Below are 23,460 nucleotides of genomic sequence, written 5' to 3' on the forward strand. Positions count from 1 at the left end.
TCTCCTCAATAAGCGGTGTCTTTGTCGCGCTCGATGGACTGCTCGTCCACCTTGCCCCACAACACCTTGTAGACCCAGGCGGTGTAGACCAGCACGATCGGCAGAAAGATGACGGTCGCCACCAGCATGTTGAACAAGGTCGCATGGCTCGAGGCCGCGTCCCAAACGGTCAGGGAGGCGTCCGGCTGGACGGAACTGGGCAACAAGAACGGGAACATCGATACCCCGACCGTGGAGATGATCCCGAACACGGCGAACTTGGAACTGACAAAGGTGAGCGCCTCGAACCGGGTTTGCAACCCGATCAAGGCCCCGATCGTGCCTAGAAAGCCGAGCGCGGGTGCCAGCCATAGAACCGGATGCGCGGCATAGTTCTGCATCCAGGCGCCCGGTTCGCGCGCAACCTCGGTCCAGAGCGGATTGGCCGGCATGTTCGGATCGACCTCGGATACGATCCGGTATCCAGGTATCGCGCCGTCCATGACAAACCAGCCGCCCAGGGCGAACAGCACCAGCACCAGCACGGCGGCGGCACTGCCGAACAGGCGCCCGCCATCGGCCACGGGACCATCGGCCCGCAGGCTGAGCCAGGCTCCGCCATGCATCACCAGCATTGCCAGGGAAAGCACGCCGCACATCAGCGTGAACGGCGTAAACAGACCGAAGAACGAGCCCTCGTAGGTCATCCTCAGGTCAGTATCGAGGGTAAAGGGCACACCGAGCAAAACGTTGCCGACCGCGACACCGAACACCAGCGCCGGCACGGCGGACCCGACGAACAAGGCCCAGTCCCAGGCCGAGCGCCAAGCGGGGTCTGGCCTCTTTGAGCGGTACTTGAAAGCGACCGGCCGTAGGATCATAGCCGCCAGAACGACGAACATGGCCAGATAAAAGCCGGAAAAGCTGATGGCATAAAGCGGTGGCCAGGCGGCGAAGATCGCCCCACCGCCAAGGATGAACCACACCTGATTTCCCTCCCAGGTGGGGCCGATGGTGTTGATGGCAACGCGCCGTTCCAGATCGGTTTCGGCGACGAAGGGAAGAAGGGTGCCGACCCCCATGTCGAAGCCGTCGGTCACGGCAAAACCGATCAGGAGCACGCCCAGCAGCAGCCACCAGATCATCTTCAGGGTCGAATAGTCGATCAGTTCATGCAGGACCATCTGGTTTACTCCGCTGCAACAGGCAGGGTGCGGGGCATGGGGGCAGCGGGTGCCGCATCCGGCGTCCGCTCTTCATCCGGACCCTTTCGGATATATTTCAACAGCAAGCTGACCTCGATCACCAACAGCGTTGAATACAGGATCACAAAGCCGGCGAGCGTCAGCAGAACTTCCCAGACCGCCAGATTGGAGGCCGCGGCCGAGGTTGGCAGCATGCCTTCGATGATCCAGGGCTGGCGGCCATATTCGGCCACGAACCAGCCCATCTCGCAGGCGATCCACGGTAGCGGGATGGACCAGACCGCAACATGCAGGAGCCAACGGCGGTCCCGGTGCAGTGTATCCAGCTTGCCCGCCGAGGAGAGATAGAAGAAGACCGCGGTCAAAAGAATGAAGAAGAGCCCACAGGCCACCATGATCCGGAAGGCATAGAACATGGGCCAGACTTCAGGCACGGCGGACCAGGCCGCCGCGTCGATCTGCTCATTGGTCGCCTTCAGCGGCTCATCGGTAAAGGGCAGCAGCAAATACGCATACCCCAGCGTGTGCTGGTTCTGGATGAATGTCTCCCGCACCGCGGGGTCAACGTCTTTCGGGTTGTCGCGGATCTTCTGCAGCGCATCCCAGGCAATGGCGCCCTGGCGGATCTTGTCTTTCGACTGTTCCACCAATTCATGAATCCCAGGGATCTCTTCGTCCAGCGAGCGCGTCGCGATCAGGCCCATGACATAGGGCACCTCGATCGCGAAGAGGTTTTCCCGCTTTTCCATATCCGGCCAGGCGACCACATTGAAGGCGGCCGGCGCCGGTTCGGTGTGCCACATGGCCTCGATGGTGGCGAGCTTCATTTTCTGGTTGAGATTGGCCTCGTAGCCGCTCTCATCGCCCAGCACGACCACAGACAGAGCGGATGCAAAGCCGAACGCGGCCGCCACCGCCATGGAACGCTTGGCCACTTCCATGTGGCGGTCTTTCAGCATGTACCAGGCAGAGACCCCCAGAACGAACATCGCGGCAGTCACATAGCCGGCCGACACGGTGTGCACGAACTTGGCCTGCGCCACCGGGTTGAACAGCACCTCATAGAAGCTGGTGACTTCCATGCGCATCGTGTCGGGATTGAACATCGCGCCGACCGGGTGCTGCATCCAGCCATTGGCAATGAGGATCCAAAGCGCAGAGAAATTGGTGCCCAGCGCCATGGCCCAGGTCGCGCCCAGGTGCTGGCGCTTCGACAGCTTGTCCCAGCCGAAAAAGAACAGGCCGACGAAGGTTGCCTCCAGGAAAAAGGCCATAAGGCCCTCGATGGCCAGCGGCGCGCCGAAGACATCACCGACATACTGGCTGAAATAGGCCCAGTTCATGCCGAACTGGAATTCCATGGTGAGCCCCGTCGCCACACCCAGGACAAAGTTGATTCCGAACAGCGTTCCCCAGAACTTCACCATCCGTTTCCAGATCTCGCGGCCGGTCATCACATAGACCGTTTCCATGATCGCCAGAAGGATCGACAATCCAAGGGTCAGCGGTACGAACAAGAAGTGATAGAGCGCGGTCATGGCGAACTGGAGCCGGGACAAGCCGACGACATCGAGTTCCATAGTGAACACCTCGTTTGGGCCCGGCGGTCCCTGCCCCTCAGAAGACCGGCCCGACAGCCTTATCCGGCGGGCATTCCCTTCCGGATGCGACCAAATGTATCAAAGAGATTTGAAAAACTCGTACGTGGAAACACGTCCGGGGACCGGATAAATTGGGTCGCGGTGTCTCCGAATTATTGAAAGTAAACAGGAATTTACTTTCTAGATGGCAACGGTGCGGTGCGCACGGGAAATCTCGCGGTCCTTGTGCGCGATCATCAGGACCGGGGAGCCGCCACGCCGGGCGAAGAATCGCCGCAAAACGTCCTCGCCGGTCTGCTCATCGAGCCCCTCGGTGACTTCATCGAGGATCCAGAGGGCCGGATCGGTCAGGAAGGCCCGGGCGAGGCCGAGCCGCCGCTTTTCTCCACCGGACAGGCCGAGGCCGCCTTCGCCCAGAACGGTTTGCAGGCCTTCGGGACGGCTTCGGATCTGCTGCCAAAGGGCGGCCTGCTCGAGAACGGCCCAAAGCTGATCGTCGCTTGCATCGGGCCGGGCAATGCGCAGATTGGCCGCGACGGTGTCGTGGAAAAGATAGGGACGCTGGCTGAGAACCGTGACGCAGCGGCGCAAGGCCGCTTCCGGCAGGTCGGCCAGAGGCGTGCCGCACAGACGGATCTCCCCGGCATCCGCCGTCAGGAGCCCGGCGGCCAATGCCGACACGGTGCTCTTTCCGCAGCCGCTGCGGCCAACAAGGGCGACGACCTCGCCGGCCCGGATCTGCAGGTCCAAGCCGTCCAGAACCGGAGCCTTGGCGCCCGGATAGGCAAAGGAGACACGGTCAAACGCCAGAACGCAGGTGGCGTCCTCCGTGTCCTCGCGGGTGGGCCGCATCCCAGGTACCGGGCCGGGTCCCGGGGTCTCCGCGCCGCCGAAAACCGCGTCGAAAAGGCCGTCGGTGGAGGCGGCCGGGACAACCCGGCGCGCGGCGAGGCGGGTGCGCGGCAGCGCGATCAGGCCCGGAACGAGACCGGTCAGCAATTCGGGCAAAGCCAGAGCCATCAGCACCAGTCCCGCCGCCACTGCGACCGGCAGGGTTCCCGCGAGCGTGGCCATGACCACCAGAAGAAGCAGGCTGGCCGTGAAGGCCTGGCCGATCAGCGATGTCGCCGCTACGAACCGTGCAGCGCGGCGCTCCTGTCCGGCTTCAGTCCGCAACAGACGGTCGGCGGCCGCCTCGACCCGCTCTTTCGCGGGCGCCAGCCCTCCATACACCGCGAGGTCCCTGCGGCCGGAAACAAGATCGATGCTGCGGGTCCGCACGGCGTCCGATGCCGCTTCCTGCCGCCTTGCGCCCTTCGCATCCGCCCGCCGCAAGAGCTGCAGCACGGCCACGATCAACGCCGCGCACAGCCCTCCGACGAGCGTCAGGCCGGCCGGAAGGTTGATCAGATAGACCAGCGACACCACCAACAGCGCGCCGCCCGCCACAACGGCGGGCACGACCAGCCGCAAATACACCGTGTCAAGGCTCGCGAGATCGGAGGTCAGGCGGTTCAGCACCAGGGCGCTGCGCACCGTTCCCGGCCGCAACAAGGCCCGGACCGAAAGACCGCGGAACAGGCGTCCCCTCAGATCGGTCAGGAACCGGAACGTGGCATCGTGGGTGAGGATCCGCTCGCCATAGCGTCCAGCCGTCCGGGTGATGGCCAGTCCCCGGATCAGCGCACTCGGCGCGAAGATGTTCAAGAACGCGCCGCTGGCTCCGGCAATCGCGGCTGCGGTGATGAACCATCCAGCCACCCCCAGGAGCGCCAAACCAGACAGAGCCGGAACCAGCGCGACCAGCAGCCCGAGCGCAAAACCGCCCCGGTTGTGCGACCACTGCCAGGCCACGATTTTCGCAAGCCCGCTCATGTCAGCTGCCCGCCGGACAGAACAAGATGCCGATCGCCCAGCGCGATCAGGTTTGGATCATGGGTCGCTATGATGGTGGTCCGCCCCTGCCGCAAGCGATCCAGCCCGGTCATGACGTCTTGCGCGGTCTGCCGGTCGAGGGCGGCCGTGGGCTCGTCCGCCAGCAGCAACCGGGCGTCTTTGCGCAGTGCGGCCCGGGCGAGGGCGACGCGCCGGATTTCGCCCACGGACAGGCCGAAACCGTTATCTCCAAGCCTTGTATCAAGCCCTTTTGGAAGGCGTTCCACGAGATCGGACGCGCCCGCGACCGCCAACGCCGCCAACAAGTCTTGTGCAGACGCATCCGGATTGGCCAGCGCGAGATTCGAGCGCAAGGATCCATGAAAGAGCGTCGGGTCCTGCCCCAGCCAAGCCAAGGACGCGCGCCAGCTTTCCGGGTCCAGCCGCTCCAGATCCTGGCCACCCAGCCACACACGGCCTGCGGACGGGCGATGGAACCCGAGGCACAGGTCAATCACGGTGGTTTTTCCCGCTCCGCTTTCGCCCGTAAGGATGATGGTCTCTCCCGGCCGGATGTCCAGGGAGGCCCCGTCCAGGACCGTGCGCCGGCCGAGCCGCAGGGTGACGTTGGACCAGATGATCGCCGGGGCCTGTCCAGAAGGCGGCACCGAACGGACCTGTTCCCGATGGGTAACCACCCCGTCCGGTGCCTCTGCGAGCCCCTCCATCAGGCCTTGCAGCTTGTCTTCGGCGGCCAGTCCCGCCGCCCGATCATGATAGGCAGCGGCATAGCTGCGCAAGGGGGCGAAGAATTCGGGCGCGAGCAAAAGAATGAAAAGCCCGGTGAAATAGCTGAGTTCACCGCCCCAGGTGCCGATCGTGATGTCGCCCAGAAGCGAAAAGCCAACATAGACCGCGACAAACGCAATCCCCAGCGCGCTGAACAATTCCAGCACGGTGGAAGACAAGAATGCGATCTTCAAAACACCCATGGTCTTGGTGCGGAACGCCTCGCCGGTTTGTTCGACATCGCCGACCGTGCGCCCGAGGGCGCCGAACAGGCGCAGCGTTTCCAGCCCGCGGATGCGGTCCAGAAGCAGACCGCCCATGCGCGCGAGTTCCTCCTGCTGGTGGGCGCTGACGGCCTTGGCCCGCATCCCGATCAGCGCCATGAAAAGCGGGATCACCGGACCGGCGATCACCAGGATCAGCGCCGCCATCCAGGACATGGGCAGAACGGTGAGGATGATGATCAGAGGGACCCACCGGACCCGCTGGGCCTGCGGCTTGAAATGACTGATATAGGGGCCGAGCGCATCCACCTGCTCCGACAGCGAGATCGCCACGGACCCGCTCGAGGGCAAATCGGCCGCCGGGCTCGTCCCCGCCAGCCGGGTCAACACCTGGGTGCGGACCCGCGCCCGAACGGCCCGCGCCGCATCGCCCGCCAGCCGTCCCGAGGTATATTGAAGGGCCGTGCGCGGGAGCGCGAGCGCGGCAAATCCAGCCACACCGGCAAGCAGCCATGTCGTATCGACAGCACCGCCAACGGTGGCGGCCAGAAGGCAGGTCGCGAGAACGGATGCGAGCAATGCGGCCTGCGGGATCCAAATCATGTCGGCGGCGATGGCAAACCAGGACGCCCTGCGCAAGGCTGCAAGATCGGCGGATTGCAAAAGAGTGGGCTTCGGCACCGCCCGGCCCGGTTTTCCCGCGCGTGACAGATCGCCTGCGCGCTTGCCCAGGCTTTTCTCCTTGTCCGTCGCGTCAAGCTCGAAAGACACCGTCATGCCGGGGTACGCCCCGGATCTGCGGTTCCGTTTTCACTTGTCGCTGCAGCTGCGATCCGTCCCATCGCGCGCGCGTTCATTCCAGCCGATTTCCCCTCAATTTTGCCACAGTCTGTATCGGATCTATCTAGAATACGACCGAAAAAGCAGAAAGTCCGGATTTCCACGCATCCGCCAAAGCTTTCACCTTTATCGCACCATCACCCAGGCGATCACGCCATCACCATCGCGCCATCACAGGTGGCCGCTGCTTGAATGATTGGCGGAACCGGGCTCCCCATCGGTCAGAAAATCGCCTCCCGTCAATCCGGCACTCTAACAACTCCTTAAGGTTGTGGCGGCATAGAGGAGGGCACAGGGGCCTGATTGGTTAGATGGATGGATTTCATGCGCATCGCTTTGTTTTTTCGGCGTTTTGGACGGATGCAGACGGCGATTCCTCCAATAGTCTTCGCCCTGTCCATGGCGTGGATCGTGGCGGCGGTGCCTTCCGGGGTCCTGGCGCAAACACCCTCTCAGGCCCCGTCCCCGCTCAATCCCGCCCAAACCGGCAGCCCGCGCGACTCCCTTCAGAGTTTTCTGAGGAACACCGACGCCCTGATCGCGCTCTGGCGGTCCAACGCACCGGTGCACGAGCAGAGGCTCTTCCTGCGCGCGGCGGTCGAAAGTTTCGACTTCGAAAACTCGCCCTACGCAGCTTCCACATCGGAACAGATCGAGCGGATCCTGCTTGCGCGCGAAATCATCGCGCGGACGATCGTTCCCCCGGCAAGCGCGATACCCGGACCCGAAGAAGTGGCGCGCGATGGCCTCACATCCTGGACCCTGCCGGGCACAGACCTGCGGATGGAACGGGTCGGTTCCGGCCGGGACGAGGGAGACTTCAAATTCGACACCGGGACGATCGGAGAACTGGAACTGGACTACCGCCGGGCCGCGGAACTTCCCCGGCTTGATGGTCAGACCGACCTCTATCAGGAGTATATGAACCGGCCCGACGCCCATGGTATCACCTCGGACGCGATCGCAACCCGTCTTCAGAGCGCGGGCACGTCCAGTCCGCGGGAAACCCTCGAAGCGTTCATGTTCAATGTGAACGCGGCCTATGAAATCGCGATGAGCGCGGAACGGGCGCTGGATGCGGTCCCTCCCCAGATATCCATCGAAGATGCGCGGGCCGCCCAGGCCGTGGCGGACGATCATCTCTACCAGGCGACTTCCGTCTTCGATCTGTCTCAGATCCCGCCGGTCCTGCGCAAGGACACAGGGGTCGAGGCGGCGCTTCTGCTGAAGGAAGTCCTCGACCGGATCCCTCTTCCCCGCCTTGATGCCGTGCCCGATGCGGCCGATCTGGCCAATCTTGAGCCGGGTCAGGGATATCGCTGGCGGCTGCCAGGCACCCGGATCGAAATAGAGAGAATGCAGTCGGGACCGAATGCCGAAAACTATCTGTTCGACAGCGCCACGGTGTCCGGTCTGCTGGAGAGCTACAAGGCGCTGGAGGACCTGCCTTACCGGAGCGGCAGCGAACTGACGCTGTCGGATTTCCGCTCATCGAACGTGACCCCTGGTTTCTACAGGTTCTACATCACGACACCGGGCTACCTTGTCCCGAGCACACACGTGATTGGGGAGCTTCTCGAGCATCTTCCAGCCTGGGTGAATGTGCTGATATCCGGCCAGACACTCTGGCAGTGGGCCGGCCTTTTTCTCACCGGCGGGACCCTGTTCCTGGTTTGCTGGCTGACATTCCGGGGCTTCGACACCTTGAGCCAACGGTTCCCGGGTGCGACCACCGCCTGGCTCGGGATTTTCGCCCCCGTTGTATCCGCCTATTTCGTCGGGGTCGCGGCCCGGTTTGTCGATGACGACATCAATTTCACCGGAGTGGAACTCGGCTATCTTCTGTTCACGTCGGGAGTTCTGGAACTGGCATTGTATATTTGGGCCGTGTGGCGGCTGTTCGGTGCCATCGGGACGACGATCCTCGCCTCGTCGACCATATCCAGCCGGGGTTTCGACGCCAGCCTTGTCCGTTTGCTGTCTGGCATCCTGGCCGTCGCCGCCAGCATCGGGGTCGGCGCTTTCGGTCTGGAACGTCTGGGCGTCGACATCGTCCCGCTTCTCGCAGGTCTCGGGGTCGGCGGTCTGGCGGTGGCGCTGGCGATCCGCCCGACACTCGAAAACCTCATCAGCGGCCTGATCCTGTTCTCCGACAAGCCGGTTCGCGTCGGCGATTTCTGTACCTTTGGCGGAATGAGCGGAACGGTGGAAGATGTGGGGATCCGCTCGACACAGATCCGGGCAACCGACCGGACCCTGATTTCCGTGCCCAACGCCAAATTCGTCGACATGGAGCTGATCAACTGGGCGCGCTGCGACAAGATGCTGATCAGCACCGTTGTCGGCCTTCGCTACGAGACAAGCGACGACCAGCTCCGCTATGTGCTGGTCAAGATCCGGGAAATGATGCACGCCCACCCGATGATCGACAAGGAGACGATCCGGGTCCGTTTCAACAGTTACGGGGCATCCTCGCTGGATGTGTCCTTGCGGGTTTACGCCCTGACCCGCGACTGGAACGAATTCCACGCCATCAAGGAAGACGTGTTCCTGCGCATCAAGACCATCATCGAAGGGTCCGGCACCGGTTTCGCCTTTCCCTCCCAGACGCTTTACATGGCCAAGGACGACGGGCTCGACGAGGACCTGGGCCGGGCGGCCGATGCCGAGGTGGCCCGCTGGCGGGATGAGGGTTGTCTCCCCTTCCCCCGGCTGTCTCCCGCCCGCATGGACGCGCTTCAGGACACGCTCGACTACCCGCCGCAGGGCTCGAACGAATGGGCCCAGAAGCATGCGCGAGAAGAACAGGCGGCAGAACCCCTTTCCACCGCCCCCGAGGCCGCGGCTCCCCATTCCATCGGCGAAGAAGACCAGGACGGCGGCCGGCCGCGCACGACCTGACGGAGCCGGAATGGCCGGACCTTGTGGCAGAACTGGATAGGTGGCCGGACTGGATGGCAAAACCGACGGCCACCGAGGCGGACCGGTGGTATCGCGCGCCGGCCCGGTGGAACGACGCTGCGGTTTAAGGAACCGTTGACGCAACAGACGCTGAAACCGGATCATGCTCCGAAATACGGCGAAAAACGCAGCGTCATTGACCTTAGTCAAGGCTTTGGAGCCGCGCGCAGGTACCGTCCGCCTGGTCTCTTGATGAGCCAGTCCGACTAGCCGGGCGTGCCGGATCCGAACGCACGTCCATTCTTTGCCAAAGGACGTCGCGATGACGAAAACTTTCTCCTCCCTCCTTGCAATCGGGTGTCTTGTGAGCGGCACCGCCCTCGCCCAGGACGACCTGCGCACCATGGCTCTGGACATGTTTGCCCCGATCCCCTCGACAACGCCGTCGTTCGAGAACAATCCGGTCACTCCGGAAAAGATCGAACTGGGCAAGGCCTTGTTCTTCGATCCGCGCATGTCCGCCTCCGGCGTGTTTTCCTGCAATTCCTGCCACAATCTGGCGACCGGCGGCGACGACAACATGCCGACATCGATCGGCCATGGCTGGCAGAAGGGACCCCGCAATTCGCCAACCGTTCTGAACGCGGTCTTCAACAGCGCGCAATTTTGGGATGGACGGGCACCGGACCTCGCGGCCCAGGCGAAAGGCCCGGTTCAGGCCGGGGTCGAAATGGCCAATACGCCCGAAAATGTCCTGAAGACCCTGAATTCCATGCCGCAATATGTGGAATGGTTCCAGAGCGCGTTCCCGGAAGAAGCCAATCCGGTCACGTTCGACAATTTCGCCAAGGCGATCGAGGCCTTTGAGGCGACGCTGATCACCCCCGCGCCGTTCGATGCGTGGCTGAACGGCAATGATGATGCCCTGACCGATCTGCAAAAGACCGGCCTGCAGGTGTTCGTGGATGCAGGCTGCGCAGCCTGTCACGCCGGGATCAACGTTGGGGGCCAGGATTATTATCCGTTCGGCCTGATCGAAAAACCCGGCGCAGATATCCTTCCCGAGGGTGACAAGGGACGGTACGCGGTGACCGCGACCGCAGACGACGAATATGTGTTCCGGGCCGGGCCGCTCCGCAACATTGCGGTGACCGCCCCCTACTTCCACTCTGGAGCGGTCTGGGATCTGCGCACGGCTGTCGAAATCATGGCGACATCGCAATTGGGCGCCGACCTGACCAGCGAGGAAATCGACGCGATCGTCGCCTTCCTGCAGTCTTTGACCGGCGAGGTTCCGGAAGTCGTCTATCCGATCCTTCCGCCCGAGACAGCTTCCACACCGCATCCGAGCGGAGTTGTGATCGAGTAAAGCCGGCCTGAGGGTCAAAAAAAGAGGCGGTGCCAAACGGCACCGCCTCTTCGTGTCTAAAAGACCCCGTTTTCCCTCATCCTGAGGAGGGCCGAAGGACCGTCTCGAAGGATCCGCCGCACCCATCGGATCGGAAGCCCGTCTGTCGCGGCCTCGCTGCGTTGCGGTTCCTCCCCCCAAGACGAGGTGTGTCCCCTTCAAGTCCCGGACCCAAAAGTCCAGGCGGTGCCACACGGCACCGCCTTTCGTTTTTTCGGCCGCCGCCATCGGCTGGCGGGTCCGGCCTACTTCATGGTCGGAATGGAGAACTCCGCGCCCTGCCGAATACCGGACGGCCAGCGGGACGTCACGGTCTTTGTCCGCGTATAGAACTTGAACGCGTCCGGACCGTGCTGGTTCAGATCGCCGAAGCCGGACTTCTTCCAGCCGCCGAACGTGTGGTAGGCGAGCGGCACCGGGATCGGCACGTTGATGCCGACCATGCCGATGTTGATCCGGTTGGCGAAGTCGCGGGCGGTGTCGCCGTCCCGGGTGAAGATAGCGGTGCCATTGCCGTACTCGTGATCCATGGCAAGGCCGATGGCTTCCTCATAGGTCTTGGCGCGCACGGTCGACAGGACCGGACCGAAGATCTCGGTCTTGTAAATGTCCATGTCCTTGGTGACATGGTCGAACAGGTGCGGGCCGACGAAGAAGCCGTTCTCATAGCCCTGGAGCGAGAAGTCCCGGTTGTCGACGACCAGCTTCGCCCCTTGATCGACGCCCGAATTGATCAGGCGGAGGATGTTCTCCTGCGCGGCCTTGGTCACGACCGGACCGAAGTCGATGTCATCGCCGCTCGTCCATGGCCCGACCTTCAGCGCTTCAACTCGCGGAACCAGTTTCTCGATCAACCGGTCCGCCGTTTCATCGCCCACCGGAACAGCAACGGAAATCGCCATGCAGCGCTCACCCGCCGCGCCATACCCGGCCCCAACCAGTGCGTCCGCCGCCTGATCGAGATCGGCATCGGGCATGATGATCATGTGGTTCTTCGCGCCGCCAAAGCACTGGGCGCGTTTCCCGGTCTCGGCTGCCCGGTGATAGATGTAGTGGGCGATCGGCGTGGACCCGACAAAGCCGACCGCCTGGATCACCGGGTTGTCGAGAATCGCGTCCACGGCTTCCTTGTCGCCGTTGACCACGTTCAACACACCGTCCGGCAAACCGGCTTCTGTCAAAAGCTCGGCCAGCATCAGCGGGACGGACGGATCGCGCTCCGAAGGCTTCAGGATCATCGCGTTCCCTGCGGCAAGTGCCGGACCCAGTTTCCACAGCGGGATCATCGCCGGGAAGTTGAACGGGGTGATCCCGGCGACAACACCCAGCGGCTGACGCATGGAGTACATATCGATGCCCGGGCCCGCGCTGTCGGTGAATTCACCCTTGAGAAGGTGCGGCGCGCCAACGCAGAACTCGATCACTTCCAGACCGCGCTGCACATCGCCCTTCGCGTCTACAAAGGTCTTGCCGTGCTCGGAGGACAGCTTTTCGGCCAGCTTGTCCATGTCGCGGTTCAAAAGATCGACGAACTTCATCATCACGCGCGCGCGCTTTTGCGGGTTTTGTGCGGCCCAGGCCGGCTGCGCGGCGGCCGCGTTCGCCACAGCTGCTTCCAGCTCCGCCTTGGTTGCCAGCGCGACCTGCGCCTGCACTTCCCCAGTCGCCGGATTGAAGACGTCGGCCGTGCGGCCGGACGTGCCCGCGACCCGCTTGCCGTCGATGAAATGTCCGATCTGTTCCATGTTCGCTTCTCCCAAAAGCCGGCGGTGCTCGCTGTGCCGTTTGAGGCGTACTCTACGCCACTTTCATGGTTCTTTCTTGCCTTGCATTTTTGCGCTATACAAGCTCCAGATTTCCGCATCCGTTGTGCGCAAAATATAGCCCAGTCCAAAATGGGCGCTTCTCAAATCCGTCATCCCGGAGAGCCCGCCAGGGGGTCATCCGGAATCGGGTACAGACAAGACCGGCTGGCTTCCGCAATCCCGGCTCCGCGCTCCGTCGGCCGGCATGACCCTTTTGGGAAGCATAGGCCGGCGGCATATCTTCGAAAGAGGCTAACCAAATGAACTGGGACGACATCCGCATCTTTCTCGCCGTCGCGCGCTCGGGGCAGATCCTGGCGGCGGGCAAGCGGCTCGGGCTGAACCACGCCACGGTGGCCCGGCGGCTTTCCGCGCTGGAAGCCGGCTTGAATGCCAAGCTGTTCGACCGGTCGACATCCGGATCGGTGCTGACGGAAAAGGGCGCGCGGTTTCTGGCCCGCGCGGAACAGATCGAGGCGGACATGCTGGCAGCGCAAGCCGATCTGGCCGACACGGAGATCGGCGTGTCGGGGACGGTGCGGATCGGTGCTCCGGACGGGTTCGGGGTGGCATTCCTCGCCCCGCGTCTCGGGGCGCTCACCGAACAGCACCCGGATCTGACCGTTCAGCTGGTGCCCGTGCCCCGGTCCTTTTCCTTGTCCCGGCGCGAGGCGGACATTGCCATCACAGTGGAGCGGCCCGAACATGGCCGGCTGATCGCCGGCAAGCTGGTCGACTACGCGCTGGGGCTTTACGCCTCCAAGGATTACCTGGCGCGCAACAGCACGCCCGCAACGCAGAAGGATCTGGCAAGCCACCGTCTGATCGGCGCGGTGGAAGACCTGATCTATGCACCGGCGCTCAACTACTTCGAGGATTTTGCGAAGGCCTGGCCCGCGCGGTTCGAGATCGCCTCGGCGCTCGGCCAGACCGAAGCCGTGAAGGCCGGGGCCGGCATCGGCATCCTGCATGCCTTCATCGCGCGGTCCGAACCGGATCTCGTACCTGTGCTACCCGACATTCGCGTCGAGCGCGCCTATTGGACCGTCTGCCACGAAAGCACCCGCTCCCTGCGCCCTGTTTCGACCGCCCTTGAGTTCTTGAACCGGATCGTCGCGGAAAACCGGGCAGTGTTCGGGTAACCGTCCTGATCCCACGCCGCGATCCGGACGCGACCCGCAAGAGCCCGTCCAACCGATACAACAGGGACCACGCATCCCCGCCACATCGGAGACCGTGCTCGACCGGGAAGACACACTGTTCAATGGACAGTCGGCAGACCGGGACCCTATCTTTGCGCCATAGATCACGAGCGATCTGCCCACTCTGCCCACTGGAGCGCCCCATGAGCTGGTTGAACTGCCCCGACCCGATTCCCGGTGATGCTGCAAGCTGCGATCCGATCGAGACCATCATCATGCCGCGCACGTCGGACCTTGGCGGGTTTTCGGTGCGCCGCGCCCTGCCCTCGGCGAAAAAGCGCATGGTTGGCCCGTTCATCTTTTTCGATCAGATGGGACCGGCCGAGCTTCTTGTCGGCGGCGGCATCGACGTGCGCCCGCACCCGCATATCGGGCTGGCCACCGTCACCTATCTCTTCGAAGGCGAGATGTATCACCGGGACAGCCTGGGCACGGAAATCGCGATCGCCCCCGGCGCCCTCAACTGGATGAGCGCGGGCAAGGGCATCGTGCATTCCGAGCGCGAGCGCCCCGAGCGGCTGAGCGCCAAGCGGCCTTTGTTCGGCCTGCAAAGCTGGGTGGCGCTGCCCAAGCATCTGGAGGAAAGCGATCCGAGCTTCCAGCACTTCGGGACGGACGAACAGCCGGAATTCGGCGATCAGGGCGCCTCGGTGAAGCTGATCGCGGGCGCGCTCTTCGGTCACAAGGCACCCGTGCAGACCGCCTCGGACATGTTTTATGCCGATGTCACCCTCGATCCGGGGGCAAAGATGCCACTGGACGCCGGCTGGGAAGAGCGCGGGCTTTACACGATTGCCGGCCGGATCACCATTGCCGGCCAGACATTTGATCCGGCTCAGTTGATGGTCTTCAAGCCCGGCGATCACCTGGTCATCGAAAACCTGGCCGACGCCCCCGCGCGGTTCGTGCTGCTCGGCGGCGAGCCGATGGACGGAAAACGCTACATCTGGTGGAACTTCGTCTCCTCATCGAAGGAGCGGATCGAACAGGCCAAGGAAGACTGGCGGCAAGGCCGGTTCGACACCGTGCCGGGCGACGCGGAGGAGTTCATTCCGCTGCCGGACCGGGCGGGACCGTGACCGTCCAGTCGGGGTCGAAGGGCGGCGCCTTCAGGAAAGTGTCGGCGGGGCGGATCAGGTCCGGTTCGCTGAAATCGAGGACGATGTTCAGCCGCCGATCGGCCTTGGGATCACCGGTCAGGTCCGGATCCTCCGGCGCGACGGACAGGCGCACGCCCCGATCGATGAGTTCCAGCGGCTCGAATTCCGCCACAGCCCGCCAGAAGACGTTCGGCACCGCCCAGCCGTAGCGGTCGGACAGGGCGCCAATGACAAGCTCAACCGCATCTACGCCAACCGGCTTGTGTGCCGGATCATCCACCACCAGCTTGAGACGCAAATAGTCGATCCGGTCATCCTGCCGGCCGCGCAGCAGGAAAAACAGCGTTGAGGGGCCATAATCGACGCTCGGCGTGGTCAGTGTGATCAGCTCCGAGGCGCACTGATAGCGGCCCATCATCAAAGGTGCGCCCCGCCAGCCGGAATTGGTCATGCCGAGTGCGTTGAGCTGATCGCACAGATCCGCCGGACGGCCGGTGAAGGTCAAGGTCAGCCGGGCCGGCATCACCGGTTCGGGGTTTGTCAGCATCCGCCGCAGGGACGCGGGCAGGGCCGCGAGCGGGTCCGGCCCGGCCGGGCTTGCGGTGTCCTGTGGTGGGGAAACCGGCAGAAGCCGGGACAGGCCAAGCCCCGCAAACGCCGCCACCAGAAGCACAAGCGGCAGACTGACCAGCATGCGGCTGCGCCAGCTTGCCGCCGCCCGTTCATGCGGCAATCTGGCTGCCCGCGCGCCGCTCCAATTGACACGGCGGTGCGAGGGGCGCGGAGGCTCACGCCGGCCCGGCCGTTTTCCGCGCTGCTGTCGAGTGTCCCGATCCCGCATGCGTTCGCATCATCTCCATGCCTCACCCGACTTCTCTAGCGGATTCAACTGAAAAGCGCATGCATCTTCCGGCCTTGCCGCCCACCGGATCAACGGGTTAGATGCGGCAAGGATCGAACCGGATTGCGATAAATGACACTTGCACCCTTTCCGCCCGACAGCCCGGACCTGCGCCGGGCCGTCATCGACACGGCGCGGGCCTTGCAGAAACTCGGACTGACCAAGGGCACATCGGGCAATGTCAGCGGGCGGACAGCGGACGGCTTCTTGATCACCCCGTCCGGCACGCCCTACGATCAGTTGACCGAAGACAAGATCGTGGCCATGGATCTGCACGGGCGGTACCAGGGAGACCTGCTGCCCTCTTCCGAATGGCGGATGCACCTCGATCTTTATCTCGGCAAGCCGGAGGCCGGGGCCATCGTCCATTGCCACAGCCCAAGGGCCACGGCGCTGTCCTGCCTGCGGCGGCCGATTCCAGCTTTTCACTATATGGTGGCAATGGCCGGCGGCGACCGGATTGCCTGCGCGGACTACGCGACCTTCGGCACGAAGGCCTTGTCCGCGGCGATGATGACGGCCCTGGCGGACCGTTCGGCCTGCCTTCTGGCCAATCATGGCCAGATTGCCTGCGGGCCGGACTTGTCCAAGGCCCTGGCGCTGGCGGAAGGGGTCGAGGATCTGGCAAATCAGTATCTGTCGGCCCTGAGCGTTGGTGAGCCGGTGCTTCTGGATGCCGCGGAGATGGCCGAAATCCTGCGAAAATTCAAGAATTACGGCAAGCAGGCGGGAGAACAGGACCCGGCGGCGGGCGCGGCGTTCGAACTGCCCGAAAAGGCGCAATGACCATGCGGCTCGGGATCGACTGGGGCGGCACCAAGATGGAGGTCGCCGCCTTGGACGTGTCCGGCGCGGAACTGTTCCGCAAGCGCATCCCAACCCCGCGCGGGGACTACCCGGCATGCATTGAGGCGGCCGCCGGCTTGATCGGGGCCGCCGAACAGGCAACCGGCAAAACGGGCACGGCCGGTTTCGGGATTCCGGGCTCGATTTCGCCCAAGACCGGGCTGGTCAAGAACGCGAATTCCATCTGGATGAACGGCAAGCCCCTGGCGGCCGATCTGGAAGCCCGACTGAGGCGGCCGGTCCGCGTCGAAAACGATGCCAATTGCTTTGCCGTTTCGGAGGCAACCGATGGCGCGGCCGCCGGAGCCCCCTTCGTGCATGGGATCATCATCGGGACCGGCTGCGGATCAGGGCTCGCGATCGGCGGCAAGGTGCATCGCGGCGCCAACGGCATCGGCGGCGAATGGGGCGCGATTTCCGTCCCCTGGATGACGGCGGACGAGTACCCGGGCCCAAAAAACTGGATCGGTCACCACGGCTGCATCGACCATTGGTGCTCGGGCACCGGGTTTCAGGCCGGATATCGGGCGGAAACCGGGTCGGACCTGACGGGGCCGGACATCATGGAGCTGAAACGCGCGGGCGATCCACTCGCCACCCGCCACTACGAGGCCTATGTCAGCCGGCTCGGCCGGGCGCTGGCCATGGCCGCGAACCTGATCGACCCGGACGTCTTCGTGCTCGGCGGCGGCATGTCCAACATCGACGAATTGTACGATGACCTGCCCGCCGCGATCCGGCCCCATATCTTCTCAGACAGTTTCGACACCCCGATCAGGAAGGCAAAGCACGGAGATTCGTCGGGCGTCCGCGGCGCGGCCTGGCTGTGGAACGGGTGATCAGGCAGCCGGTGCCCGGCGATCTGGGCGTCAGCACCCCTCACCTTCAAGCGCGCGGCGCCAATCCTCGCAAATGCTGGCAAGCGAATACCGGTTCGCGATGACCTTGCGGGCCCGTTCGATATGCTGTTTCGCCAGCCCGGGCTGGCCGAGATAGGCGCGCAGGCCCTCCGCCCAATCTCCCTGGTGGGTGCAGTCCTCGAAATCCGACAGCGCGGGGACGGGGTCCGCAATGACAGGTGTGCCCTCAGACAAGGAAAAAATCGTCCGGTTCGCTGATTTCACAATTGAGAACGCGTCTTGCGGGTTCGGGATCATGGTCACGTCAGCGGACTGGAAATGGCCGTACATCGACAAAAGCGACCAGGGCCGGAAGACGCATGGGACGGGATAATCCTGCGTATGGTGCCGAAACAGTTTCCTGCTGCTGGACACCACGAGAAGCTGAAGCGGGATCTCGGCATTTACCGCCGCCAGGGCGTCCTTCATCAGCCTGAGCGCATAAAGCCCCGTCTTGCTGTCCATGCGGCCCGGCGTCCCAAACCACAGAACGGTCCTGCGATCCCGCCTCAGCCAGCCATCCTTCCGGAAAACGGCATTGAACAGCGTCCGCGCCCGGTGTTCGGGGAAAATCTGCCGTTCCATCTCGAATGGCTGGGCCGGCCTCAAGGTCAACCGGCCTTCGGCGAGGACCCCTTGCCCCTGCTCCCAGGCCCGGAGCAGTTCGTCGATCGCGAAGCGCGGTTCCTCACTGTCCGGGATACAATGGACGGACCCATCAAAACCTGTATGGCGCACAATCGCGTCGGCCAGCAACGGGCCGGTGGTGATCAACGCGGTGCAATGCACCAGGATCTCACGCACGCTTTGCGCGGCCTTTCCAGATCCATCCCCATAGTCCGGCGCGAACACATTGTCGCAAAGATCATAAAGCACGGGAATGCCCCGCCCGGCGCAGGTCCTGGCGAAAGTCGCATATGCATCGCCGAAGCACTTGTTGATCACCACAATATCCGCACGGGCAATCTGGTCGTCCTGCGGCAGACCCTCGCAGACAAGAAGCTCATGGCCTGCTTTCGCCAAGGAAAGCGCGGGCAGCAAGGTGCGTAGCCGGACACTGGCCACCTTCATGCTCAAACTGCTGACAATCCAAAGAACCCGCATGTCTCGTCCGGATCAGGGCATCAATCCCGGAGACGCTGGTTTCCGGGCTATCAAGGTGAACTGGTCATACCGGCCCTTTGCCGCTTGCCGTTTGGCCAGAAAGGCGTTCTGGATCGCCTTTATGCCATCCGCATCCAGGGGCCAGGCGGACACCGAACCGCTCCGCCGGGCCTTGCTCCGAACGATGTCCTTGGCAACGGACCGGCTGAGGATTTCAGGATTGTCGAAACCGACCCGGTCAAGAAGCCGTTCACCGGCGGCGGGCGAAAACAGGATAATATGTCTTGGACAGTCGAGCCCGAACCAGTCTTCTTTAAACGTTTGGGCCGAGTACCCATCCGGATTGGGCACCGTAATCATGATCGCACCATCCGGCTTCAGGACCCGGTGGATCTCTCGAAGCACGGCCTCGGGGTGAAAAAGATGCTCAAGAACATGGTTCATCACCGCAAGATCAACGCTCGCATCTTCGATCTGCGCCCAGCCTTCGTCTGACGCCAGATAAGCCCGGTGGCCCCTGTCCCGGGCAGCCGCCACCTGGTTCTGGTCAAAATCCATACCGATTGCCGCACAGCCGTATCGCGCCTTGAGATCATCCATCAAGAGACTGCCGCCACATCCAAAATCCAGAAACACCGCGTTCCTTGGCGAGAGGTGTTTCGCATAAACCGCCTGTATCCGCTTCCGCTCCCGCTTTTCACCGGTCATGGCAGCGGTCAGCTTCAGCAGTTTCTTGTGCAGTTGCTTGAGCGGTGGGTCCTTGCGCCGCTTCAGCGCATACGGCCCATAGTCGCCCTGATAGAAAAAACCAACTGTATCCTCGGTTGGGCGAACCTGCTGAAACGTAACCCCGCAGCTTTGGCAGCGCGCATAGACAAAATCCTCATCGGAATTTTCCAGAAGAACATCGCGGCTTGTCACCCAAGGTGCGAAATCCGAACTCTCGCAATTCGGACAAGTGTCGAGCGTTTCCACCCTGTATTCTTTGACCGTCAAGGCTGTTGCCCTTTCATCTTCCGCCAGCGGGTTTGGTGCCGCTGGTTATTTGTCTGCAAGAACCGCTGTCTTGGCGTGTGGCCTTTGGGTCGATGCGGTCAGAGAGGCACGCGGTTCCCTACTACAGTCAGTCCCATTGCCGCCAGTCCCTTGTCAAACGCCTTGGCACGACGTTCCCGCCATTCGGTCATCTCCTCACCCTACCCGGCCTCCAGACGGCCTATACCAGAACGGAAAAGCCCTTTATGTAGGTGCCATATCCGCAACCCTGAACTGATCCGGCATGCGCTCATCCCTCACCATTGTCATGCATCCCGCAGATCTCGACCCGACCCCACGGTCCGGCACAGATCGCGGTCGGTTCCTGTGTTTTTCCCCTGACGCAGCGGTTGTTTTGCGCGAAACAGGGGCCGAGGTTCTGGAGGCGTCGGATATCCTGTCAAGCTGCTCCCATGCCAGGACACTAATCCGGTCCGATCGCATACTCTCACTGGTGGATGAACGTCTTTCGGATGCGGGCTGGCATCCGGGCGATGTACAAAGCGTGCGCCTCTTTTTATTTTATCTCCTGCCGCCGGTCTTGCTAATCCGGCAATGCCTGAACTCGTTGAGCGATGACCACTACACGCTTTTGAAGAATGGCAACCCGGAACACGTCGGGCCGGCGGCCGCTCTTCTGGAGCGTCTGGCGCAAGATATTGCGCGGGGCTTCGACGCTTTGCTTCCGTCCAGTGACTACAGCGACGTACATGCCCGCCTGGCGCTCTGGATCAACCGGATTATCCTCTGGCGTTTGGGCAAACGCCCGCACCTGCTGCAACTGGACCTTCCCACACCCTTCACATCCCGGGTGGCCCGCACCATCGCCGAAGGCCGGAACGATGCCGCGATCCTGTCAACGGGACATCCGGGAAAGACCATCCTGGCCACACTGCGCCGGGGGTTGAGATCGATCCGGCAGGCACCGAGGAAACCGGACGCCTCAAAACCGGTCCGGCTCTTTCGCGCGTCCATGCGCCGGCCGGCCGGATCCCTCGAGCTTTCATTGCCCACCCCCCTGACCAACGATCCGGACCTCGACAGGATCCTGGCGCCCGTGCTGGCGCACTACCTGCCCCGGCTCTTGAAGGACTGCAGGGCCGGTGCCGACTTGGCGCACGCTCTGACCCCCGATCTGCTGGTTCTCGATCACTTGATCCAGCCCTCGGTGATCCGCGCGGAGCGTGACCTGGCCGCGAAAGGCATTCCTTCCATCATGATCAATCACGGCAGCGATACGGCTCAGGATACGCCAGTGTCCAACCTCGGGGCCACGTTCTGGGCCCGCCACGGCCGGGTCAACGCCCCAAGCGTCAAGCACCTGTTTTGCAAAAGCCCGCTCACGGCTCCCCTTGCGCAAAAGGCGTATCCAAGCGCGCCAGCCATCCATGCAATTGAGGTCGGCAAGCGCTATTCCCGGCGGCCGAAAGACGGGGCACCCTTTCAGATCGTGATGGCGGGCAACTACCGGATCGCCGAAGAACACGTTCCCTGGGTGACGGAGTTGCCGGGGGAATTCCTCCACGGCCTGCTCGAGTTCGCCCGCGCGGCGGCCCGTGTCGACGCGGTCAAACTGGTCATCAAGATCAAGCCTGGCAAGACCGGCTTGCCGCTGGACTGGCTCAGACAGGAGCTGACAAACCCTCGATATGCGGGCCGGGTCATGGTGGACACACAGACCCCGCTTGGCCGTTTTTTCGAAACCATGGACCTGCTTGTCGGCAACAATTCGGCCACCATCCAGGAAGCTCTCAACAATCGCATTCCGGTTTTCCTCAACACCTTGCGCCGCCACTATCATCATGTGCCTGCGCGGATGATCCCCCCAACGTCAGACGATCGCGCCCCCGCCTATGCCGTTCGGCACCTTTCCGACCTGCCCGGGATGATCGCGGCTCTGCGGGATTGTCATCAAACCCCCCTGAGCGACCGTGAGATCGAAGGACTGGTCTGGACCGACGCGCAGGTTGCCGCCGGCACCGCCTTTCTCCATGCCTTCCTTGATCGCCGGGACCAGCCTGACTACAAAGGCGGCGGACGCAACGGCGCATAACCCAATAAAGGACTTTTCATGCACGACAGTGTTGTTCGGATTTTTGTCGGTTACGACCGGCGGATTCACGTCGCCTCATCCGTCTTGGCGCACTCCATTACAGAGCACAGTAGCCTTCCCGTCTCCGTCCTGCCGCTGAATTTGCGGAACATGCGCGACATCTTTTGGCGGGACACCGACCCAAACCAATCCACGGAGTTTTCCTTTTCCCGCTTTCTGACGCCCTATCTGTCCGGCTACAGCGGCTGGTCGATCTTCATGGACAACGACATCGTCTTTCTCGACGACATCGCGAAATTGTGGGCCCTGCGCGACGACCGGTATGCGGTGATGTGCGTGAAGCACGACCACAATCCGACCGAAGAGACAAAGTTTTTGGGCGAAAAGCAGACCCGATACGAAAAGAAGAACTGGTCGAGCGTCATGATGTTCAACAATGCCAAATGCACGGCTTTGACGCCCGAATATGTGAATGAGGCCACCGGCCTTCAGCTGCACCAATTCAAGTGGCTCGGCAATGACGATCTGATCGGCGAGGTTCCGGCCAGCTGGAACTACCTTGCCGGTTACACCAAGGGCATCGAAACCCCGCAGGCGATCCACTACACCGATGGCGGTCCGTGGTATCCCGAAACGGAAAACACCGAATACGCGTCCGAGTGGTTCAAGGCTTACAAGTCTGCCAATTATTGTCAGGTTGCCGACCTGGACAAGCTGAACCAGATGACCAAGCGCAGCCTGGGCGAAGACTGAACCGGACCAACCGCTCCGCTTCGTTCACGTATTTCCTATCACGGCTGCCATACCTTCGCCTTTTTCAGGCGGCGAGGTCCGGCAGCCCGTGTAACCTGAAGGAGCACTTCATGGCCCGTCGTATTCTCGCCGCTCTTGCTGGCCTTCTTTTCGCCCTGCCCGCCTTTGCGCAGGAGCTTCAGATCACCGACATCGAAAAAGGCACCGGCGAGACCGCCGATGTCGGAGAGACCGTCACCGTCCACTACACGGGGTGGCTGATGGATGGTACGAAGTTCGATTCCTCGCTCGACCGCGGTACCCCGTTTTCCTTCACGCTCGGCGAGCGCCGGGTCATCCCGGGCTGGGAACAGGGCGTTGAGGGCATGCAGGTCGGCGGCAAGCGCGAACTGATCATCCCCCCGGAGCTTGCCTACGGCTCGCGCGGTGCGGGCGGCGTGATCCCGCCCAATGCGACCTTGAAATTCGAGATCGAACTGCTGGAGGTCCAGGCGAAGAAGTTTGGCGAGGTGGACTCATCCGAACTCGGCGCCAAGTTGGCATCGGGCGCGACCGTGATCGATATCCGCCGTCCGGACGAATGGAAACAGACCGGTGTCGTGCCGGGCAGTCATCTGATCACATTCTTCAATGAAGCGGGTCAGGTGAACCCCAATTTCGGATCGGAACTGCAAAAGCTGGTCGCGCATCCAGCCGAGGAGATCGTGTTTTTGTGCCGGACCGGCAATCGCAGCGCGGTCCTTTCGGAGTATCTGGCCAGCCAGGCAGGTTTCACCAATGTTGCCAGCGTTGCCGACGGAATTGTCGGCTATCTGAGCAATGGCGGCCCGGTTGAAACGGCCCGCACGCCGGACGGCTGCTGGCTCTGCTGAGAATGAAGCTGTCCCCGCGGACGCCCTGAAGATCCCTCAACGGAGCCCGCGCCACGTGGTATGTTCCG

The 23,460-nt window shown here is 62.8% G+C and carries 16 protein-coding genes and 2 pseudogenes; 10 read left to right on the plus strand and 8 right to left on the minus strand.

The features are described 5' to 3' along the window. Positions 1–5 precede the first annotated feature (5 nt). The 4 genes from cydB to cydD form a co-directional block, all read right to left on the minus strand. Positions 6–1,163, minus strand: coding sequence for a cytochrome d ubiquinol oxidase subunit II (cydB, locus tag F0184_RS06965; RefSeq protein ID WP_150495439.1), 1,158 nt, complete (start codon positions 1,161–1,163; stop codon positions 6–8). Between the two features lie 5 nt (positions 1,164–1,168). Then, complete coding sequence (locus tag F0184_RS06970) at positions 1,169–2,764, minus strand: cytochrome ubiquinol oxidase subunit I (RefSeq protein WP_150495440.1); 1,596 nt, start codon at positions 2,762–2,764, stop codon at positions 1,169–1,171. A 201-nt stretch (positions 2,765–2,965) separates the two neighbouring features. Next, positions 2,966–4,660, minus strand: a complete 1,695-nt coding sequence (gene cydC / locus F0184_RS06975; RefSeq protein WP_150495441.1) for a thiol reductant ABC exporter subunit CydC — start codon at positions 4,658–4,660, stop codon at positions 2,966–2,968. Further along, positions 4,657–6,450: a thiol reductant ABC exporter subunit CydD gene (gene cydD, locus F0184_RS06980; protein WP_150495442.1), complete on the minus strand. Its 1,794-nt coding sequence runs from the start codon at positions 6,448–6,450 to the stop codon at positions 4,657–4,659. Before cydD ends, cydC begins: the two co-directional genes overlap by 4 nt. A gap of 387 nt (positions 6,451–6,837) precedes the next feature. Between cydD and F0184_RS06985 the strand changes: the two genes are divergently transcribed. Together F0184_RS06985 and F0184_RS06990 are read left to right on the plus strand one after the other, a co-directional pair. Beyond that, positions 6,838–9,414 carry a mechanosensitive ion channel family protein gene (locus F0184_RS06985; RefSeq protein ID WP_172972016.1) on the plus strand — a complete coding sequence of 859 codons (2,577 nt, stop codon included), beginning with the start codon at positions 6,838–6,840 and terminating at the stop codon, positions 9,412–9,414. A gap of 322 nt (positions 9,415–9,736) precedes the next feature. Continuing rightward, positions 9,737–10,783 carry a cytochrome-c peroxidase gene (locus F0184_RS06990; RefSeq protein ID WP_150495444.1) on the plus strand — a complete coding sequence of 349 codons (1,047 nt, stop codon included), beginning with the start codon at positions 9,737–9,739 and terminating at the stop codon, positions 10,781–10,783. 284 nt (positions 10,784–11,067) lie between these two features. Here the strand turns inward: F0184_RS06990 and F0184_RS06995 are convergent, their stop codons facing one another. Further along, complete coding sequence (locus F0184_RS06995) at positions 11,068–12,567, minus strand: CoA-acylating methylmalonate-semialdehyde dehydrogenase (RefSeq protein WP_150495445.1); 1,500 nt, start codon at positions 12,565–12,567, stop codon at positions 11,068–11,070. Between the two features lie 320 nt (positions 12,568–12,887). Between F0184_RS06995 and F0184_RS07000 the strand changes: the two genes are divergently transcribed. Both F0184_RS07000 and F0184_RS07005 read left to right on the plus strand, forming a co-directional pair. Continuing rightward, on the plus strand, positions 12,888–13,769 hold the full coding sequence (locus F0184_RS07000; protein WP_150495446.1) for a LysR family transcriptional regulator: 882 nt from the start codon (positions 12,888–12,890) through the stop codon (positions 13,767–13,769). A 203-nt stretch (positions 13,770–13,972) separates the two neighbouring features. Next, the gene (locus F0184_RS07005) at positions 13,973–14,908 is read left to right on the plus strand and encodes a pirin family protein (protein ID WP_150495447.1); all 936 of its coding nucleotides are present in this window, start codon (positions 13,973–13,975) and stop codon (positions 14,906–14,908) included. Here the strand turns inward: F0184_RS07005 and F0184_RS07010 are convergent. Then, positions 14,877–15,623 (minus strand): DUF6030 family protein, encoded by a 747-nt coding sequence (locus tag F0184_RS07010; RefSeq protein WP_150495448.1) that lies wholly within the window; start codon positions 15,621–15,623, stop codon positions 14,877–14,879. The two genes, F0184_RS07005 and F0184_RS07010, sit on opposite strands and share 32 nt — an antisense overlap. Positions 15,624–15,902: 279 nt before the next feature. Between F0184_RS07010 and F0184_RS07015 the strand changes: the two genes are divergently transcribed. Continuing rightward, positions 15,903–16,616: a class II aldolase/adducin family protein gene (locus F0184_RS07015; RefSeq protein WP_150495449.1), complete on the plus strand. Its 714-nt coding sequence runs from the start codon at positions 15,903–15,905 to the stop codon at positions 16,614–16,616. A gap of 2 nt (positions 16,617–16,618) precedes the next feature. Continuing rightward, positions 16,619–17,515 (plus strand): ROK family protein, encoded by an 897-nt coding sequence (locus F0184_RS07020; protein ID WP_150495511.1) that lies wholly within the window; start codon positions 16,619–16,621, stop codon positions 17,513–17,515. Between the two features lie 30 nt (positions 17,516–17,545). Here F0184_RS07020 and F0184_RS07025 read toward each other — a convergent pair whose 3' ends face one another. Further along, positions 17,546–18,679, minus strand: coding sequence for a glycosyltransferase family protein (locus tag F0184_RS07025; RefSeq protein WP_150495450.1), 1,134 nt, complete (start codon positions 18,677–18,679; stop codon positions 17,546–17,548). Positions 18,680–18,691: 12 nt separating this feature from the next. After that, positions 18,692–19,675: a class I SAM-dependent methyltransferase gene (locus F0184_RS07030; RefSeq protein ID WP_150495451.1), complete on the minus strand. Its 984-nt coding sequence runs from the start codon at positions 19,673–19,675 to the stop codon at positions 18,692–18,694. Positions 19,676–19,958: 283 nt separating this feature from the next. Between F0184_RS07030 and F0184_RS07035 the strand changes: the two genes are divergently transcribed. The 4 genes and pseudogenes from F0184_RS07035 to F0184_RS21075 all read left to right on the plus strand — a co-directional run. Further along, complete coding sequence (locus tag F0184_RS07035) at positions 19,959–21,767, plus strand: hypothetical protein (RefSeq protein WP_150495452.1); 1,809 nt, start codon at positions 19,959–19,961, stop codon at positions 21,765–21,767. A gap of 18 nt (positions 21,768–21,785) precedes the next feature. Then, positions 21,786–22,520 (plus strand): glycosyltransferase family protein, encoded by a 735-nt coding sequence (locus tag F0184_RS07040; protein WP_150495453.1) that lies wholly within the window; start codon positions 21,786–21,788, stop codon positions 22,518–22,520. 110 nt (positions 22,521–22,630) lie between these two features. Next, positions 22,631–23,011, plus strand: a pseudogene (locus F0184_RS21070) (FKBP-type peptidyl-prolyl cis-trans isomerase); the annotation flags it as partial. A 42-nt stretch (positions 23,012–23,053) separates the two neighbouring features. Continuing rightward, a pseudogene (locus F0184_RS21075) lies at positions 23,054–23,392 on the plus strand (rhodanese-like domain-containing protein); the annotation flags it as partial. Between the last annotated feature and the right edge of the window lie 68 nt (positions 23,393–23,460).

Origin of the sequence: Roseibium aquae (genome assembly GCF_008711285.1) — a bacterium.
In the GTDB taxonomy this organism is placed as follows: domain Bacteria; phylum Pseudomonadota; class Alphaproteobacteria; order Rhizobiales; family Stappiaceae; genus Roseibium; species Roseibium aquae.